Below are 18,744 nucleotides of genomic sequence, written 5' to 3'. Positions count from 1 at the left end.
CGTACGACCATCGGATGGGATGCGGTCTCTCCTCGGGTATTCATCCGCGATTGCGTCGAATCGAGCGCGAAATGCGATGACGGATCGGTTCGCCCGTCGCCTGCCGGAGCTGGAAACGGGGTTCGAATCCCTCGTCCGAATTTCCGACGCACGTGCTGCCGGGCAGGTGCTCCATCGCGCATCCGACCGGCCCGGGACCGCCGGCCGACCGAGCCGGACCCGCGCACGGGCATGCGGCGGCGTGAATCGCACCCGTCGGGGTGCGCGCGTCCAGGGCCTCGCCGCACGGAGCGGTTCCTGATGGGGGACTCACCCGCGGATCGGGCGCCGGGTCCCGCGGAGACCGTTCGGGAGGACAGCGGGGACGCGGACCTCCTGCCCATGACCGCCGCGCAGCAGGGCATGTACTTCGAGTGCCTGCGTCGTGACAGCCCCGACTACGTCGTCTCGGTCGATCTCCTCGTCGACGCCATCCCGGGGGATCGGCTGAGGGCCGCAGCCGCCCGCATCGTGCAGGAGCAACCCGCGTTGCGCGCCACCCTGTCGGTGGAGCGGAGCGGGGTCTCCTACCGGGTCGCCCGCCACGCGGAACCGGACGTGACGGTGCACGATCTGCGCGGCGACGCCGATGCCGATGCCGCCGCCGACACCGTGGCCGCCGCGCTCATCCGGGCGCCGTTCGACCTGCAGGGCGGTCCGCTCGTCCGCATCGCGCACTGCCGTCTGGGCGACGCGGACCGCGTGATCATCGCCTGTCACCACCTCGTGGCGGACGGCCAGTCCGTGGGATCCCTCGCAGCGCAGCTCATCGACCTCGCGCTCGACGCCGACCGCGATCCGGACGGCCCGCCCGCTGCGGAGGACGTCGGCTTCGCCAGGTACCAGGAGCGTCGGAGCCGGCCTCTGCCCGCGAAGCAGTCCGCACGACGAGAGGCCTACTGGCGTGGTGCGCTCGCCCGACAGGACTCGCCCGACCTGGGGCACTGGCTCCTGCCCGAGAGGGGATCGGGCGACACGGAGGACCTGGGCAGGGAAGTGCGCATGCCCATCGACGCCGGCCTGCACGGCCGGATCCGCGAGGCGGCCATGGCGGTCGAGGTGTCGGAGCACACCGTCTACCTCTCCGTCTTCGGCTTGCTGCTGGCGCGATACGCGGATGCCGGGGCCGTGTCCGTCGCCGTGCCGTTCACGGACCGGCCGGGCATCGACGAGGCCGAGTCGATCGGCTGCTTCCTCACCACCGCTCCCATCCGCCTCGACGCCGACCGCGCGCACACGGTCCGCGCGATGCTCGAGTCCGCGAGCAGCGAGGTCCTCGGAGCCTGGCGGAACATCGGATACCCCGTGGCGGAGCTCCTGAGCGAGCATCCCGCACTCGCCGGCGTCTTCGACATCACGTTCATCCAGGACACCCATCCCTCTCTGCCCGGCGGCGTCCGCCAGCTCCGGCGTCCCGAGATGGCGCCTTTCCCCGGTCGGTTCGCCGTCACCGTGGAGCACCACGACGGCGGCGCGCAGCTGATCCTCCAGTACAAGCCCGGCGCCCTGCTCGAGAGCGAGGTGCGTCGATTCGGGGAGCGATTCGTCGCTCTCCTCGAGCAGCTGCCGACGTCCCTGGACTCCTCCATCGGAGAGCTGCCGATGTCGGCGCCCTCCGAGGATGGCCTGCTGCGCGCGCAGCTCGCGGACACGCATCGATTCGACGCGGAACCGACCCCCCTCGGGCGTCTCTTCCTGGAGAAGACGCGCTCCGCACCGGCCCGCACCGCGTGGCGCGATGCCCACCGTGCGTATTCGAACGCCTGGGCGCATGATTCGGCCGTCATCATCCAGCGGCTGCTCCTCGACACGACCGGGGGCGCGAGCCGGCCGGTGGGCGTCCAGCTGCCCCGCGGCGTGGAGCTGATCGCGTGCGTGTACGGCGTGCTGCTCGCCGGCTGCCATTACGTGCCGTTCTCCGAGAACGAGCCCGGACAGCGCGTGCGGCAGATGTTGGATGACGCGGGCATCGAGGTGGTCATCACGACCAGCGAATCCGATCTGGACTTCGGGGACGGTGTCACGAGAATCGACGTGGACCGCCTGGACGGATTCATCGCCCTCCGTCTCGACGAGCGCGTGGAGACCCAGGAGATCGCGGCGGACGTCGACGTCGACGTCGACGCGCTCGCCTACATCGAATACACCTCGGGTACGACGGGCAGCCCGAAGGGCGTGATGATCCGGCACCGCAACGTGCACAACACCGCGCTCGACCTGGAGAGCGCCTATCCTCTGCGCCAAGACGATTCCTATCTGCTGAAGACCGCATTCACGTTCGACATCTTCGGCACGGAGATCTACGGGTGGCTCGTGGGCGATGGCGCCCTCGTCGTGCTGCCGGTCGGCGCCGAAGCCGACCCGCTGGCCCTCGCCGAGGCGGTCCGCGCGTACGGGGTCACCCACCTGAACATCTCGCCCACGATGCTCCGACTGCTGCTCGACGCCGTCGTGCGCGCGGGCACCCGGGACGCCCTCGCGCCGCTGCGCCACGTGTTCAGCGGTGGTGAGGCTCTCACCCACGACCTCGTGGAGCGGTTCTCCGCGCTCGAGCTGCCCTGCACCCTCGAGAACGTGTACGGCCCCACCGAGGCCACGATGTGGGCCACCCGGAGCACCGCACGTCGCGATGACCGCCATCCCGCGGTGCCGATCGGACGCCCGCTGAACGACTACCGGGTCTACGTGCTGGGAGCGGATGACGCCCTCCTGGGGGCGGGCCTGCCCGGCGAGCTGTGCATCACGGGCGCGGGCGTGGCCGCGGGGTACCTCAACCGCGAGGACCTCACCGCGCAGGCCTTCATCGCCAACCCGTTCTTCGACGAGGCGACGGACGACGACGGCATGCGTCGGATGTACCGGACCGGCGACCTGGGCTACCTCCGAGAGGACGGCGAGTTCGCCTTCCTCCGCCGCATCGACCGGCAGGTGAAGATAGCGGGGGTGCGCATCGAGCTCGTCGAGATCGAGCACGCGCTGCGCGACGTGGACCCGGTCATCGAGGCCGCCGTCGTCGTCGACAGGAACGCATCGGGCACGGACCGGATCGTGGCGTTCTTCCGGGCAGACCGGGCGGTCGGTCCTCCTGAGCTGCGGCAGGCGCTGACGGCGTCGCTTCCCCGGACCAGCATCCCGTCGCTGTTCGTCCAGCTGCCCCGCATCCCCACGTCCGCCGCCGGCAAGATCGACCGCCGAGCGCTCCTCGCCTCGCTCCACGAGCGCGGCGACGAGTCGTCCTCGACCGCAGGAGCGGCGAGCGCCGTCGGGATCGACAGCGCGGCTCCGCCCGCCTCCGGACGGACAGCGCCGGCGACCGCATCCGACGTCCTCCGCCTCCGTTCGATCTGGCAGGCCGTGCTGGGGATCGACGAGAGCATGACCGCCGACCCCGGTGCGTCGTTCTTCGACGTCGGCGGCAACTCGCTGAGCCTCGTGCGGCTGCAGTTCGCCATCGCCGACGAGTTCGGTCGTGACCTCTCCATCGCGGATCTCCTCCGGGCGGCGAGCATCGGCGACCAGGCCCGACTCGTCGCGTCCGTCCCCGGCGGCGCCCCGGCCGATGATCCCGCGGCCGCCACCCCGTCGGCATCGGAGAGCCCGCTCGCCTCGTCGCAGCGGCGTGCCGCCGACGTCGCCATCATCGGCATCGGGGTGCAGGCGCCCGGATCCGTCGACGTGCAGGAGTTCTGGCAGCACCTCCGGGCCGGCGACGAGACGATCACGTTCTACGACGACGACGAGCTGCGTCTCCTGGGCGTCACCGAGGCCGATCTCCGCGACCCCCACTACGTGAAGGCGAGCGGGCGGCTCGACGGCACGGGCGGCTTCGACTCGGCGCTCTTCGCCATCCCGCCGGCGGAGGCGGACGTCACCTCCCCTCAGCTGCGCCTGCTCTACGAGTGCTTCTGGCAGGCCTGCGAGGACGCCGGCTACGATCCCACCGATCTCCCGGGCCGCGTCGGCGTCTTCGCGGGCGGGAGCGACGACTTCGAGTGGTACCGACGGGCGCTCAGCGAGGACAGCGCGTTCGGCAGCGCGTACCAGAACTTCACGCTCGCGACGAACCACTTCCTCAGCACCCGTCTCTCCTACCGGTTCGACCTGACCGGTCCCGCCTACTCCGCGCTCGCGGGCTGCTCGACCTCGCTGCTCACCGTGCACCTCGCCGTGCAGTCGCTCCGGCTGGGCGAGTGCGAGCTGGCCGTCGCCGGGGGAGTGACGCTCGAGCTGCCCAACGAGGGGGGATACCGCTTCGTCGACGGGATGATGCTGTCGCCCGACGGGCACTGCCGCCCCTTCGACGCCGACGCGAACGGCACCGTGTTCTCGAACGGAGCGGCCCTGCTGCTCCTGAAGCCCCTCGCGGCGGCGCAGCGCGACGGTGACCCCGTCTACGCCGTGATCGCCGGCTCGGCCACCGGCAACGACGGGCGACGCAAGCTCTCGTACACCGCGCCGAGCGAGGACGGCCAGTTCGACACCATCCGCGCCGCGTACCGGGATGCCGGGATCGACCCGGCGAGCGTGTCGTTCGTCGAGGCGCATGGGACCGGCACCCTGCTCGGGGACCCGGTCGAGGTCGCATCGCTCTCGCGCGCGTTCGCCGACGCGGCCCCCGGATCCATCGCCCTCGGATCCGTCAAGGGGAACGTCGGCCACACGGACACGGCCGCGGGCGCCATGGGACTCGCGAAGGTCGCGTTGAGCCTCCACGACCGGTACCTGCCCGGGACGTGCAACTTCACCCAGCCCAATTCGCACATCGACTTCGCCACGACGCCGTTCGCGGTGTCCGCGGTCGGGGGTCCGCTGCCGGGCGGCCCGCTCCGAGCGGGCATCAACGCGTTCGGCGTCGGAGGGACCAACGTCCACATGATCCTCGAGACGGCCCCCTCGGGCCCCACCGCCGACGGCGGCCGCGCCGACCGGGCGGGAGAAGGCGCCGACCCCGGGTCGACGTACGAGCTGCTGCAGTTCTCGGCGTCGAGCCCCGCGAGCGTCGCCGCCACCGCGGACCGCGGGCTCCGGCATCTGGCCGCGGACGACGCCGTCGCGCTCGCCGACGCCGCCCACACCCTCCGCGTCGGCCGCGCCGCGAGCGCGCACCGCACCGCGGTGGTCGTCGACGCCCGCGGGTCCCGCGACGCGGGCTCCTGGTCGGCCCGGGCCCTCGCGGCACGAGCGCCCGCGCTGCGGGGCGGCCGGACGGCGTTCCTCTTCTCCGGTCAGGGCAACCAGCATGTCGAGATGGGCCGCGGCCTCCAGCGGCACCCCGGCGAGATCGGCCGGGTGTTCCGGCACTGGACCGACGAGATCATCGGCATGCTCGACGACGGCGACGCCGCGGAGTACCGCGAGATCATGGCCGGAGACGGGGCGGACGGCCGCGTCGATCGCACCGAGTGGTCGCAGCTCGCGATCTTCACGACCCAGTTCGCCACAGCCAAGGTGCTCGAGTCGTTCGGCGTGCGCCCGGACGTGCTGGTCGGCCACAGCGTGGGCGAGCTCACAGCGGCGGCCCTGGCGGGGGTCTGGTCGCTGGGCGACGCCGTCCGTCTCGTCCGCCGACGGGGTCTGATCATGCAGCGCCAGGAGCCGGGCATCATGCTGGCGGTCGCCGCGGACGCGGAGCGCGTGCGGCAGGTCGTCGACGGCCTGGACGACGTGTGGATCTCGCTGGACAACTCCGTCCAGCGCTGCGTGCTGGGCATGGCGGAGTCCGCGTTCCCCGCCGTCATCGACCGCCTCGAGGCGGCGGGCATCCCGGGCAGCCGCCTCCACACCCGGCAGGCGTTCCACACGCCGATGATGGCCGAGGCCGGGCTCGCCTTCGAGGACGAGGTCCGCGCGGTCCGCACCCGGGATCCCCGCATCCCGATCATCTCCAACGTCTCGGGCGCCTTCGTCGCGAGCGGCGAGATGACGGAGCCCCGGTACTGGGGCGACCACATCACCGGCCAGGTGCGGTTCGCCGACTCCCTGCGTGCCCTCCTCTCGGACGAGTGGCTCGGTGGGGCCCCGCTGCACGGCGTGGAGCTCGGCCCGGGACGTTCGCTCACGAGCTTCGCCCTGCACGAGCCGTCCAAGACCGATCGGCATGTCTTCGTGAACGCCCTGCGGCATCCCGTCGAGGAGGTCGCCGACGACGCGCACCTGCTCGCGACCCTGGGCAGCCTGTGGAGCTCCGGCCTCGAGATCGACTGGCGGACGCACACCACGGGCCGCCGGATCAGGCTCCCGGGCACCGCCATGGACAAGCTGCCCCTCGGCGGTCCCTCCGCCGCCGACCGACCCGCGGCGACGGCGTCGCGTGCCGCCGACGTCCCCGTCCCGGCGCGGAGCGAGTCGCGGACGACCGCGTCACCGCGCACCGCCGGGCCGCGAGCCGACGCGGACGGCACCCTCGACGCCGTGCGCGCCGCGTTCCGCTCCGTCCTCGGCTACGCCACCGTGGAGCGGGACGACGACTTCTTCGCGCTCGGCGGCGACTCGCTCAAGGCCACCGTGCTCGTGAGCCGACTCGCGGTCGCGCTGGGCGCGCCCGTCACCGTCGCCGACGTCTTCGCCGCGCCCACCCCGGGGGAGCTGGCGACGAGGCTGTCGCTCGGAGCGGCACCGACGGGAGCGGCCTCGGACGTCGCCGGCGGCGACGCGGCCGCCGTGGCGCTGCGGAGGACGGCCGACGCGGGCGACCACCCGACGAGCCCCTCCCAGAGGCGGATGTACCTCGCCGCGCGACTGAGTCCCGCCGCGCTCGTCTACAACATGCCGTCCGCGACCCACCTCGAGGGGCCGCTCGACCCCGAGAGGGTCCTCGTCGCGCTCGCGCGGCTCGTGGAGCGTCACGAGCCGCTGCGCACGGTGATCGTCCGACGGGGGGACGAGATCCGCCAGCGCGTCCGGGACGCCGGGGACGTCGATCTGCCGCTGGTGCTCTCGGCCGACGAGCTCCCGGGCCCGGTCCGCGTCGACGAGCTCGTCGCGCGGTTCGTGCGTCCCTTCGACCTGGAGAGCGGTCCGCTGTTCCGGATGGAGATCGTCACCCACGCGCACGGCGGCAGCACGCTGCTCTTCGACATCCACCACATCGTGGCCGACGCCGTCTCGGTCGAGATCCTCACACGGGACTTCGGACTCCTCTACGAGGGCGAGCTGGCGCAGCTCCCGCTGCAGTACCGGGACTACGCGGCGCACCTCGCGCTCGAGACGACGGATCGGGCGACGCGCGACGCGGGGCACGACGTGGTGGCGCTGCTCCGCGACGCGCCGACGGGAGAGGCGCTCGTCCGCGACCGCCCGCGTCACGGAGGGGAAGCGCGGGCGGAGCGCGTGCGCCTGCGCCTGGACAGGGGACGATCCGCCGCCCTCGCCGCATGCGCCGAGCAGCACAGGGCCACTCCGTTCATGGTCGTCCTCGCCGTGTGGGGCGCCGTGCTCGGCCGGACCTCGGATCGCGACGACCTGCTCATCGGCGTGCCCGTCTCCGGGCGGACCCTGGCCGACACGACGGAGATGGTCGGCATGTTCGTCAACATGATGCCGGTCCGTCTCCGTCCGTCCCGCGACCGGGGTGTCGCCGACTACCTCGCCGACTGCCGCGACGCCGTGCTCACCGCGCTCGCGCACCAGGACGTGCCCTTCGAGCGCGTCGTCGAGGCCCTCCGTCCGGAGCGGGAGGTGGGTCGTCATCCCCTCGTGGACGTGTCGATCGACTACCACAACGTCGATCACCACGATCTCTCGATCGACGGCGTCGTCGCCCGCCCGATCGACCTCGTCCCCCTCGGGGTCGGGATGGACCTCGTCGTCACCTGCCTCGAGTCGGACGAGGGCCTCGCCCTCGACCTCGACTACGCGGCGGATCTCTTCGACCGCACGACCATCGAGCGACTCGCGCGGCGGTTCGAGCTGCTGCTGTCGCAGGTGGTCGGCGCGACCGAGCCCACGACGGCTCTCGGCGTGCTCGCCGACGCCGACGCCGACGCCGACGCCGACGCCGCCGCCGCCGCTGGCACCGGGATCCGGTCCGGGCCGTTCGCCGCGATCCCCGTCCAGGTCGCCCAGCGCGCCCGCCTCGCACCGGACGACGTCGCCGTGATCGACGCCGACGGTCGGCGCATCGGCTACGCGGACCTGGACGCCCTCGTGAACGCCCAGGCGGCACGGCTCGTCGCCGCGGGACTGCGTGTCGGCGAGCGCGTCGCCCTGTTCGCCGAGCGCGACGCGACGCTCGTCGTGGCGCAGCTGGCGATCCTGCGGGCGGGCGGTGTCTACGTCGCGCTGGACCCGTCGCACCCGCGCGAGAGGCAGGAGCGCATCCTCGACGACGTGGCGCCCCGGTTCGGCTACGCCGCGCACGGTCGGGAGCCCGCGCGCCCCATCCCGATCCTCTTCGACCTGGCCGACTGCCGCTCGCGCCGCCTCGAGGCGTTCGACGCACCCGAGATCGGTGCGGACGATCTCGCCTACGTCGTCCACACCTCCGGATCGACCGGCACGCCGAAGGGCGTGGCCGTGCGCCACGGCGGGATCGCCAACCTCCAGCGCGACCACGCCCGCCGCGGCATGTTCGGCCCGGGCGACACCGTGATCGCCCTCGCGGACCCCACGTTCGACATCGTCGTCTTCGAGACCCTCCTGCCCCTCGCCTCCGGCGCGACCGTGCACATGTGCCCCGCGGGCGACGTCAAGGACGCCTCCGCGATCGCCCGCCGCATGACCGAGCACGGGGTCACCCACATCCAGGTCCCGGTGTCCAAGATGGCGGCGCTCTGCGGGAACGCGCGCTTCCGCGCCGCGCTGCCCGGTCTCCGCGCGATCGTCTGCGGCGGTGAGCACTTCGCGGAGACCCTGCTCGAGCTGCTGCAGGCCTCCACGGAGGCGCGCATCTTCAACATGTACGGGCCCTCCGAGACGACGGTCACCGCGACCGTCAAGGAGTTCGCCCCGGGCGACGACGTGACCATCGGGACCGCCATCGACGGCGTGGAGGTGCTCGTCGTGGGGGAGGACGGCGCCATCCACGGGGCCGGCGTGGTGGGCGAGCTCGTCATCGTCGGCGCGGGCCTGGCCGCCGGGTACACGAACAGCCCCGAGCAGCAGGCCCGGGCGTTCACGGAGCTGCCGGCGCTGCCGGGCGTCCGCGTCTACCGCACGGGTGACCGGGGCATGCGCCGCGCGGACGGGGAGATCATGCTCCGCGGTCGTGTCGATCACCAGGTGAAGCACCACGGGAACCGCATCGAGCTCGGGGAGATCGAGGTGGTGGCCATGGGGGTGGATGGCGTGCAGTACGCCGTCGCCGACGTCGTCCGCGACGAGCTCGTGCTGTGCTGCGTGGGCGCGGACGCCTCCGGATCACGCGCCGCGCTGACCCGGGCGCTCGCCCGGTCGCTGCCCAGCACGATGGTGCCGTCGCGCATCGAGTGGATGCGCGAGCTGCCGACCCTCGCGAACGCGAAGGTCGACCGCAGGGCGCTGCACGCGATCCTGAGCGACAGCCGGGCCGGCACCGCCCGCCCGCCCGGTGCCGGCCCGTCCGGCGTGATCGCCGCCACGACCGCGACCGAGGGCTCCGAGGTCACGCTCGACGTCATCCTCCGCGCCTGGCGCGAGGTGCTCGACCGACCGGTCGACGCCGGCGACGTCTTCTTCGACGTGGGCGGCAACTCGTACAAGCTCATGCTCGTCCACAACCGGCTCACCGAGTCGATCCGTCACGACATCCCGCTCGTCAAGCTGTTCGAGTTCCCGACGCCGGCCCGGCTCGCAGCAGAGCTCGACCGAGGGGCCGCGGCGCACTCGGGATCCGGCTCCGCCGCGGACGACGCGGGCCCTCAGGAGGAGCCGATCACCCTCGACGATCTGGCGGGCCTCGGCGACTGGACGCGGGAGTGGCCCGTCCCGCAGGCGCGGGACGACGATCGTCGCGAGCCGGAGGGCCCCGATCGCCGCATCGCCGTGATCGGGATGGCGGGCGTGTTCCCCGGCGCCGACGGCGTGGAGGAGTTCCTCGACAACCGGGCGGACGGCGTCGTCAGCATCACGCGCTTCACGCGCGACGAGATGCTCGCCGCCGGCATCGACCCGAAGACGATCGATCACCGCCACTACGTCAACGCGCGGGGCCACGTGTCGGCCGATGCCTTCGACGCCGACTTCTTCGGCTACTCGGCCCGAGACGCGGAGTCCATGGACCCCCAGGCCCGACTGCTGCACGAGATCGCCTGGCACGCCCTCGAGGACGGCGGCTACTCCCCGGCCGACTACGACGGACGCATCGGGCTGTTCGCCGGCAGCGGCACCAACTTCGCCTGGATGGCGGGGCTGCTCGGTCGGCAGAACGACTCCGTCGGCGTCTTCGAGGCGCTCACCATGAACGAGAAGGACTTCCTCGCGACCCGCGTCGCCTACAAGCTCGACCTCACCGGTCCCGCCGTGACGGTGCAGACCGCCTGCTCGACCTCCCTGGTCGCGATCCACGAGGCCGTGCAGTGCCTCCGTCGCGGAGAGGCCGAGATGGCCCTCGCCGGTGGCGTGGCCCTCAACTTCCCGCGCAGCGAGGGATACCAGTGGCAGGAGGGGATGATCTTCAGCGAGGACGGCGTGTGCCGTCCGTTCTCCGAGGACGCGAACGGCACGGTCCCGGGGCAGGGCTGCGGCGTCGTCCTGCTCAAGCCGCTGGTCCAGGCGCTGGCGGACGGCGATCCGATCCGCGCGGTGATCTCCGGCACCGCCATGAACAACGACGGCGGGGACAAGGTCGGGTACGCGGCACCGAGCGTCGGCGGCCAGGCGAAGGTCATCCGCGCCGCCGTCGCCGACGCGGCCATCGATCCGGCTGACGTCGGCTACGTGGAGACCCACGGCACGGGCACGAAGCTCGGCGACCCGGTCGAGGTCGCGGCGCTCGCCGAGGTGTACGGACGCGGCGCCACGCGACCCGCCCTCGGTGCGGCGAAGGCGAACATCGGCCATCTCGACGCCGCTGCCGGCGTCGCCGGCTTCATCAGCGCCGTGGGCGTGCTCAGCAGGGGGGCCGTCCCGCCGATGGCCAACTTCACCCGGCTCAACGAGCAGTTCGGCGAGGACGCGCCGTTCTCGGTCCCCACCGCGGCGTTCGAGCCGGCGGGCGGGGTGCGGGCCGCGGCGGTGAGCTCCTTCGGCATCGGGGGGACGAACGTGCACGTCGTGCTCGAGGCCGTCCCGCGGTCCGTCGACGCCGGGGAGAGCGCCGGGATGCGCGGATCCGCGCACGTCGGACCGAGCCTGCTGCCCGTGTCGGCTCGGACGGGCGACGCGCTGGATCGCATGCGCGCCGCTCTCGACGCCCACGTCGGACAGCTGCCGGATGGCGGCCGGCTCCCGGACGCGTCCCACACCCTCGCCCACGGTCGCGCCGAGTTCGACGTGCGTGCCGTGGCGATCGCCGACGCGGGCATGCCGCTCGTCTGGTTCGACGCCGACGCCCCGTCGCTGGCCTTCGACGCGGCCGACTCGACCGTCCTGCGGATGTCCGCCCATCTCGTGACCACCGACGACGTCGCATCCGATGGCCTCGAGAGGGAGCTGCGCACCGCTCTCGCCGTGGAGCTGCAGCCGTTCGACGAGCGCCTCCGCTCCGCGCTGCGATCCGAGCTCAGCGGCTCCGCTCCCGCGTCCGCGCCGGACGAGCCGGGTGCGGTGAGCACGGCGGCGGGACGCATCGCGCAGCTCGTCATCCGCGTCGTCCTCCTGCGCGTCGTCGGGATGGACGGCCTGCGCGCACCCGCCGACCGGGACACGCTGCTGCGCGTCGCCGCGGCGCGCGTGCGCGGGGAGCTGAGCGCCATGGACGCGCTGGTCGCCCTGCGCTCGGGCGCGCTGACGAACGGCCGGGGCGGCACCACCGGGGCGCAGGCGGCGTCCCCGGGAGGCGCGGCGACGACGCTCGTCGGCCGGGAGATCGACGCCGGGGCGGTCCGCCTCGTGCTGTCCTCCGCGTGGGTGCGCGGTGCGGATGTCCCCCGTGCGCGGTTCTCGGCGGCGGGGAGGCGCGTGTCCCTGCCCGGCTACGCGTTCGAGCGCCGCGCGATGCGATCGGACATCCGGCTCGACGATCTGCTGGCGGCGCCCGTGGACGCGGCCGAGGCGGATCTCGCCGCCCTCGCGGCCGACGCGGTCGGCGCCGCGGTCGGCAGCGAAGCCGACATCGTCGAGGTCATCCGGATGGTGTGGGCCGAGGTGCTCGGCGACACCCCGCTCGCCGATGCGGACTTCCTGCTGAGCGGAGGCGACTCGCTCTCCGCGGTGCACTTCTGCTCGCGCCTCGAGGCGGTCTCCGGCGTCGTGTTGACCGTGGGGGACGTGTTCATGGACACGAGCCTCTCCGGCATCGCGGCGACGGCGGTCGCGAAGGCCGGCTCCGCCGGGGGGCGCGCCGCCGCCATCCGCGCCGTGCGCCTGCACGCCCCGAGCGCGGGCGGGCGCACGGCTCCCGCCTCGCCCGCCCAGCGCCGGATCTACGCGGCGTGCATGCTGCGGGAGAACACGTCCGCCTACAACCTCGGCCTCTCCTATCGCGTCGAGGGCGAATTCGACGCCGAGCGGTTCCGCGGCGCGCTGCACGCGCTCGTCGAGCGCCACGAGCAGCTGCGCACGAGCTTCGAGATCGACGGCGGGGAGCTCGTGCAGCGTCTCCACGCGGACGTCCCGGAGTTCGTGGAGATCGTGGAGCTCACCGAGGAGGCGGCCGAGGCCCGCGTGGTGGGGGAGCCCGAGCCGTTCGACCTCGGCCGCGCTCCGCTGATCCGCGCCGACGTGCTGCGCGTGGGGTCGCACCTGCACTACCTCCGACTCGATCTGCATCACATCGTCGGAGACCAGCACTCGCTCGCCGTGCTCGCCGACGAGCTCGCGCTCGCCCTGGGCGGAGAGCCGATGCCGGCCCCCGGAGCGCCGTACACCGACCACTCGTCCGAGATCCTCGAGCACGAGCGCGCAGGGGACTACGCCGCCGACGTCGCGCACTTCGCCGCGCAGCTGGCCGACGACCTGCCGCCCCTGCAGCTGCCCGCGGACCACGGGGTCCCGGATGCCGCCACCTTCGCCGGAGCACGGCACCATCTGGTCTGCCGCGTGCCGAGATCCCTCGTCGTCGAACTCGCCCGCGCGAGCGGCGCGACCCCGTACGCCGTGTTCCTCGCCGCGTTCACCCGGGTCCTCGCCGTGTGGAGCGGCCAGCGCGAGTTCGTGATCGGCGCCGCGATGTCGGGTCGCACCCCGGCGACGAGCACCACGGTCGGGATGTTCGTCAACACCGTCCCCCTGCGGCTCGACGCCGACTCCGCCCTGACCCCCCGAGAGGCGGTCGCCGCCGCGCGCGACACCGCGCTCGCCGCCCTCGCCCACCAGCACGTCCCCGTCGACCTCCTGCTCGCGGCGCTCGGGATCCCCGCCGGCGGCGAGGCGAACGCGCTGTTCGACGTGCTCCTGAACTTCGTGAGCGTCGGAACCGAGGCGTGGGAGCTCGACGGCGCGCGGGCGGAGCCGCTGGCGCCCCGCGACCTGGAGAGCCGCTACGCGCTGTCGCTCAGCGTCTCCGAGCACGCCACGGAATTCGCCATCGACATCGAGTACCGCACGGAGATGTTCGAGGCGTCCACGATCGGGCGCCTCGCCGGCCATCTGGACGAGCTGCTGTCCGAGATGGTGCTCCGCCCGGACGACCGGATGGCGGACCTCCTCCTCGAGACGCCCGCCGAGCGGGATCGACGTCGCGCGGCGCTCACGGCGCCGGGTCCGGCCGTGGACGAGACGCTCGTCGACCGGATGGGCGCGTCGTTCGCCGCGCACGCGGATCTCCCGGCGTTGCGCTGGCGGGAGGAGCAGTGGAGCTACGCGGAGGTCGACCGCATCACGCAGACCCTCGCGGGTGGCCTGCAGGCCGCGGGTGTGGATCGCGGCGCCGTCGTGATGGTGCTGCTCGAGCGGGGCCCGTGGCAGCTGTTCGCCCGGCTCGCGCTGATGCGGTGCGGCGCGATCGAGGTCCCCCTCGATCCCGGCGGCCCCGTCGACCGGATCGTGCACACGTTCCACGACAGCGGCGCGATGCTCGTGCTCATGGACGACCTCGACGCCGTCCAGTGGCCGGACGGGGTGGCCGCGGTCACCCCCACCGGTCTGGAGGGCGCCTACCGCGCGCCCCGGGGCCTCGGCCCCGACAGCCCGCTCATCATGATCTACACGTCGGGCACGACCGGGGCGCCGAAGGGCACGATCGTCACCCACCGGGGGATGCTGAGCACCTGCACCGGCAACGGGTACACCGACTACCGGCCGGGGATGCGCGTGAGCCACCTCACCGGCAACACCTTCGATCCGTCCCTGCTGGACGTCTACAGCGCCCTGCTCGCCGGCGCGACGGTCGTCATGGGCGGCCAGGAGGCGAACATGGACATGCGCGTGCTGGGGGAGTTCCTCCGCACGGAGCGCATCGACGCCGGCGTCCTCATCACCGCCGTGTTCCATCTGCTGATGGCGGAGGACCCGCGGGCCATCGCCGGCATGAGCGCCCTGTACGTGGGCGGCGAGGAGATGCGCACCTGGGCGGCGAAGCGCGCCTTCGACGTGCTCGGCGCCGGTCGGATATTCAACCTGTACGGCCCCACCGAGGCCTCGTGCACCACGACGTTCTTCCGCGTGGACGAGGAGCCGCTCCACGATCGCATGCCGATCGGCCGTCCCGCCGGGAACCGCGAGCTGTTCATCCTGCACCCGGATGGCACGGACGTCCCCCGCGGGGTCCCGGGGGAGCTCTGCGTCGCCGGACCGAGCGTGTCCCTCGGCTACCACCACCGCCCCGAGCTGACGATCGAGAAGTTCGTCCCCGCCGCCACGGTCGCCTCGGAAGGCGACTCCGGCGAGCGGCTCTACCGCACGGGCGACCTGGTCGTGCTCGACGATCACGACGACCTCGTCTTCCTGCGGCGGATCGACCGGCAGATCAAGCACGCGGGCCACCGCATCGAGCTGTCGGAGATCGAGGGCGCGCTGAAGGCCGTCGCGGGCGTCACGGAGGCGGTCGTCGTCCACTCGCTGCAGGGGAGCAACAGCCGGCTCACCGCCTTCTACTCCGGCGAATCGGCCCCCGGGGAGGACGAGCTGCGTCCCGCGCTGCTCGAGCGGCTGCCGCGCCAGCTGGTGCCGCAGGCGCTCGTGCGCGTGCCCGAGCTGCCGCTCACCCGCCACGGCAAGATCGACCGCGCGCGTCTGGCGGAACGCGTGGAGTCCCACGTCGGGCCCGCTCCCGAAGCCCCCACCGGGGACGGCGCCGCGGAGCGGATCCTCGACGCCCTGCGCGCCGTCCTCCCCGGAGCCCCGCTCGGACTCGACGAGGACTTCTTCCGCGCCGGCGCGCAGTCCATCCAGGCGATCGCCGCGGTCCAGCGGCTCCGGGCCGCCGGTCTGGAACTGGAGGTGAGCGACCTGTACCGCCATCCCAACGCCATCGCGCTCGCCGCGTCGCTCGCCGCGCGTCAACCGGCCACCGCCACGGCCGGCAGCGCACGGGAGCTGACTCCGCGTCCCGTGGCCTCCGAGCAGCTCGACCTCATCGTCGCGCGGGCCATCGCGGCCAGCGACAGCGCCGCTCTCGCGCTGGCGCTCGGTGATCCGGAGTACTCGTTCCCCCGGGGGTCGGCAGCGCGTCGGCACCAGGCGACGGGTGCGGCGACGGGCGGGTTCCTCCAGCGCGTGGAGGGAGCGGACGTCGACACGCTGCTCCGCGCGCTCGCGGAGGTCATGTGCCGTCATGAGGCGCTGCGGGTGCGCATGCGGGGCGACCGCTTCGAGGTCATGCCGGAGACGAACGCCCGAGGCATCGCCGCGCTGTTCCAGGTCCATGACCTGCGCTCCGTCGAGGCAGCCCAGGTCGACGAGTGCATCGACCGGCTCGCCCACGGGATGCAGCGCGCGCCCTTCGGGGACGGCCTCCTCTGGCGGTGCACCGTGCTGCGCGACGGCGCCGACGGCTTCCGGCTCGTCTGGGCCTTCCACCACGCCATCTTCGACGGCTCGAGCTCGGCCATCCTCCGGGACGAGATCCGTCAGCTCGTGCGCGGCGAGAGCCTGCCGGAGGCCCCGAGGTTCAGCCGGTTCCTCGAGCACGTCGATTCGAGCCGCGATTGGCGCGCCGAGCTCCAGGACTTCGATCTCCGAGGGTGGTTGGACATGAATCGCACGGTCACCGACGACCTGCGGAGCCGGACCGAGCAGGGCCGGTCCCGCCATCGCATCCCCTATGCCGAGGCCAATCCCCTGGAGAGCGCGCTCGCGGCCATCCATGCGGAGTTCGCGTCCGGTGCCGGCACTGACCCGGTCGCCGTGGGGTTCGTCAACGACTGCCGGCGCTGGGACGGCGCGGACTACAGCGGATGCGTGGGGGAGCTCCTCGACGTCGTCCCCGTCCTCCTCGGTGGCGGCGTCGACGACGCCTCGACATCGGATCGACTCACCCGGACGCTCGACCGGGGTGTCCACTACACGCACTCCCTGGCGGACGGGACGCCGGACGACGGCCTCGACGGAGCCGACACGCCGCTCCTCCGCGAGCTCCGTGACGCCTACGGCGCCGACGGCGGGCGGTTGCGGCTCCTGCTCGTCAACTTCCAGGGCTTCATCGCGCCGGAGGACGTCCCCTCGGCCGACTCCTCCGACCCGGAACACGCTCCGATGGCCCTCGCGCAGGTGAACGCCTGGTACGACGACGAGTTCGTGCACCTCGACATCCACGTGGACGCGTCGCCGGACGAGGCGGTGATCGGCTCATGACCGCGTCGCAGGAGCAGGAGATCGTCATCACCGGCCAGGCTCTCCGCCTGCCGGGCGCGAATTCGCCGGCGGAGTTCTGGCGCGTCCTGTCGGAGGGCGTGGACTGCACCGACACCGTCAGCGATCGTCGCCGAGAGCTCGCGTTCGCGCCCCGGTGGCGGGACACGATCGGCGAGATCGACGGGATCGAGATGTTCGACGCCGCGTTCTTCGACATCGACCCGGACGAGGCGGCGACCATGGATCCGCAGCACCGGATCACCATGGAGGTCGCGCACGACGCGATCGGCAACGCGGGACTGCTCGACACGGGCGAGACGCGGTCGCGTCGATATTCCGTGTTCTCGGCGATGTCCACGAACGCGTACTACCCGCTCGTGTGCCAGCGGCTCGAGGCCGAGGGCGAGCACTCCGTGCACCCCCGCACGATCATGAACTCCATGAACAGCGCGCTCGCTGCGCGCATCTCCCATCAGTACGACTTCACGGGCCCGGTGATGGCCGTCGACACCGCGTGCTCGTCCTTCCTCACGGCGATGGCCCTCGCAGCGGACTCGATACGGCATCAGCGCTGCGACGGGGCCATCGTCGCGGGCGTGAACCTGCTGAGCTCGGCGTTCACGAACGCGCTCTGCAACTGCGGCGGGATCACGACGGGGCTGCCCTTCACCCGGGTCTTCGACGAGCGCGCCGACGGCACGCTGATCGGCGAGGGCGCCGTGGTGGTGGTCCTCGAGCGCGCGGACATCGCCCGCCGCAAGAACCGCAGCGTCCTCGGGACCATCCGCGCGTACGAGGTGAACAACGACGGCGCGTCGCTCAACATCATGGCCCCGAACCCGCGCGGTCAAGCGGCGGTGATCCGCGATTGCTACTCGCCGGCCTCCGCATCCGGCGACGGCTCCGTCCGGGCCGTCGACCACACCCGCATCGGGTACATCGAGACCCACGGCACGGGAACGCGCATCGGCGACCCGATCGAGCTCAACGCCCTCGGCCAGGTGTATCGGAAGGCGGACTTCGGCGACGCCACGGTGGGGATCGGCTCGGTGAAGTCCAACATCGGGCATCTGCTGAGCGCCGCGGGCGGCGCCGGTCTGTCGAAGCTGCTCCTCAGCATGCGGCACGGCACCATGGTGCCGAGCCCGCACTTCGAGATCCCCAACCCGCTCCTGGAACTGGACAGCACGCCGTTCGAGGTCATCGCGGAGCGCACGCCGTGGCCGCGCCGCGACGACGCGCCCCGGCTGGGCGCCATCACCTCGCTCGGGCTCGGGGGCACCAACGTCCACTTCGTCATCGAGGAAGGCGACGCGCGCAGCACGTCCGCCGAGCTGGAGGCCCCCGTGCTCTGCGTGTCGGCGAAGACGCCGCAGGCGCGCGAACGGCTGCTCCGCGACGCGGAGTCGGCGATCGCCGGCGGCGCGGATGCCTACGACGTCGCCATGACCCTCGCCCGCTTCCGCACCGCGCACCCGTGGCGCGCCGCGGCGACGATCGCATCCGACGGCACCGGTCTGACCGGGATACGCCGGTCGTTCGTGGAACGACCGGCGAAGCGCGTGCTTCTCCGATCGCCTGCGCACGGCGTCGCGGCCTCGTCGGAGATCGAGTCCCGGGTCCGATCCCTGCTCGCCGGTCGCGTCCGGGTGACGGACGCTTCGGCCGAGGCCGGCGAGCTCTCCGTCGTCCCCTGCACAGCGGGGGTCTGCGTGCGCGACGGCGACCACGAGCCCCATCTCGATCTCCACCTGACCGACATCGAGATGGCGGCCGAACTGCATCTCCGCGGTGCGCGCGTCGACTGGATGCGGGTATTCCCTGATTTCGTGGGTTCCGTCCACGAGCTGCCCCCCTATCCCTTCGAACGCGAGCCGCATTGGCTCGATCTATGAA

General features: G+C 72.7%; 2 protein-coding genes. Both read left to right on the top strand.

The window, feature by feature from the left end:
* The first annotated feature begins 300 nt into the window (after positions 1 to 300).
* Positions 301 to 16,848 carry a non-ribosomal peptide synthetase/type I polyketide synthase gene (locus JOE38_RS04950; RefSeq protein ID WP_204575133.1) on the top strand — a complete coding sequence of 5,516 codons (16,548 nt, stop codon included), beginning with the start codon at positions 301 to 303 and terminating at the stop codon, positions 16,846 to 16,848.
* Positions 16,845 to 18,743, top strand: a complete 1,899-nt coding sequence (locus JOE38_RS04945) for a polyketide synthase (RefSeq protein ID WP_204575132.1) — start codon at positions 16,845 to 16,847, stop codon at positions 18,741 to 18,743. Before JOE38_RS04950 ends, JOE38_RS04945 begins: the two co-directional genes overlap by 4 nt.
* Position 18,744 lies beyond the last annotated feature (1 nt).

This window comes from Clavibacter michiganensis (assembly GCF_016907085.1).
In the GTDB taxonomy this organism is placed as follows: Bacteria; Actinomycetota; Actinomycetes; order Actinomycetales; family Microbacteriaceae; genus Clavibacter; species Clavibacter michiganensis_O.
Note: the sequence above shows the minus strand (reverse complement) of the source record. Positions and strands in the feature narration are given on the sequence as shown.

Coding starts and splice junctions, on each gene's coding strand:
- JOE38_RS04950 (WP_204575133.1), top strand. CDS start 301: ATGGGGGACTCACCCGCGGATCGGGCGCCGGGTCCCGCGGAGACCGTT.
- JOE38_RS04945 (WP_204575132.1), top strand. CDS start 16,845: ATGACCGCGTCGCAGGAGCAGGAGATCGTCATCACCGGCCAGGCTCTC.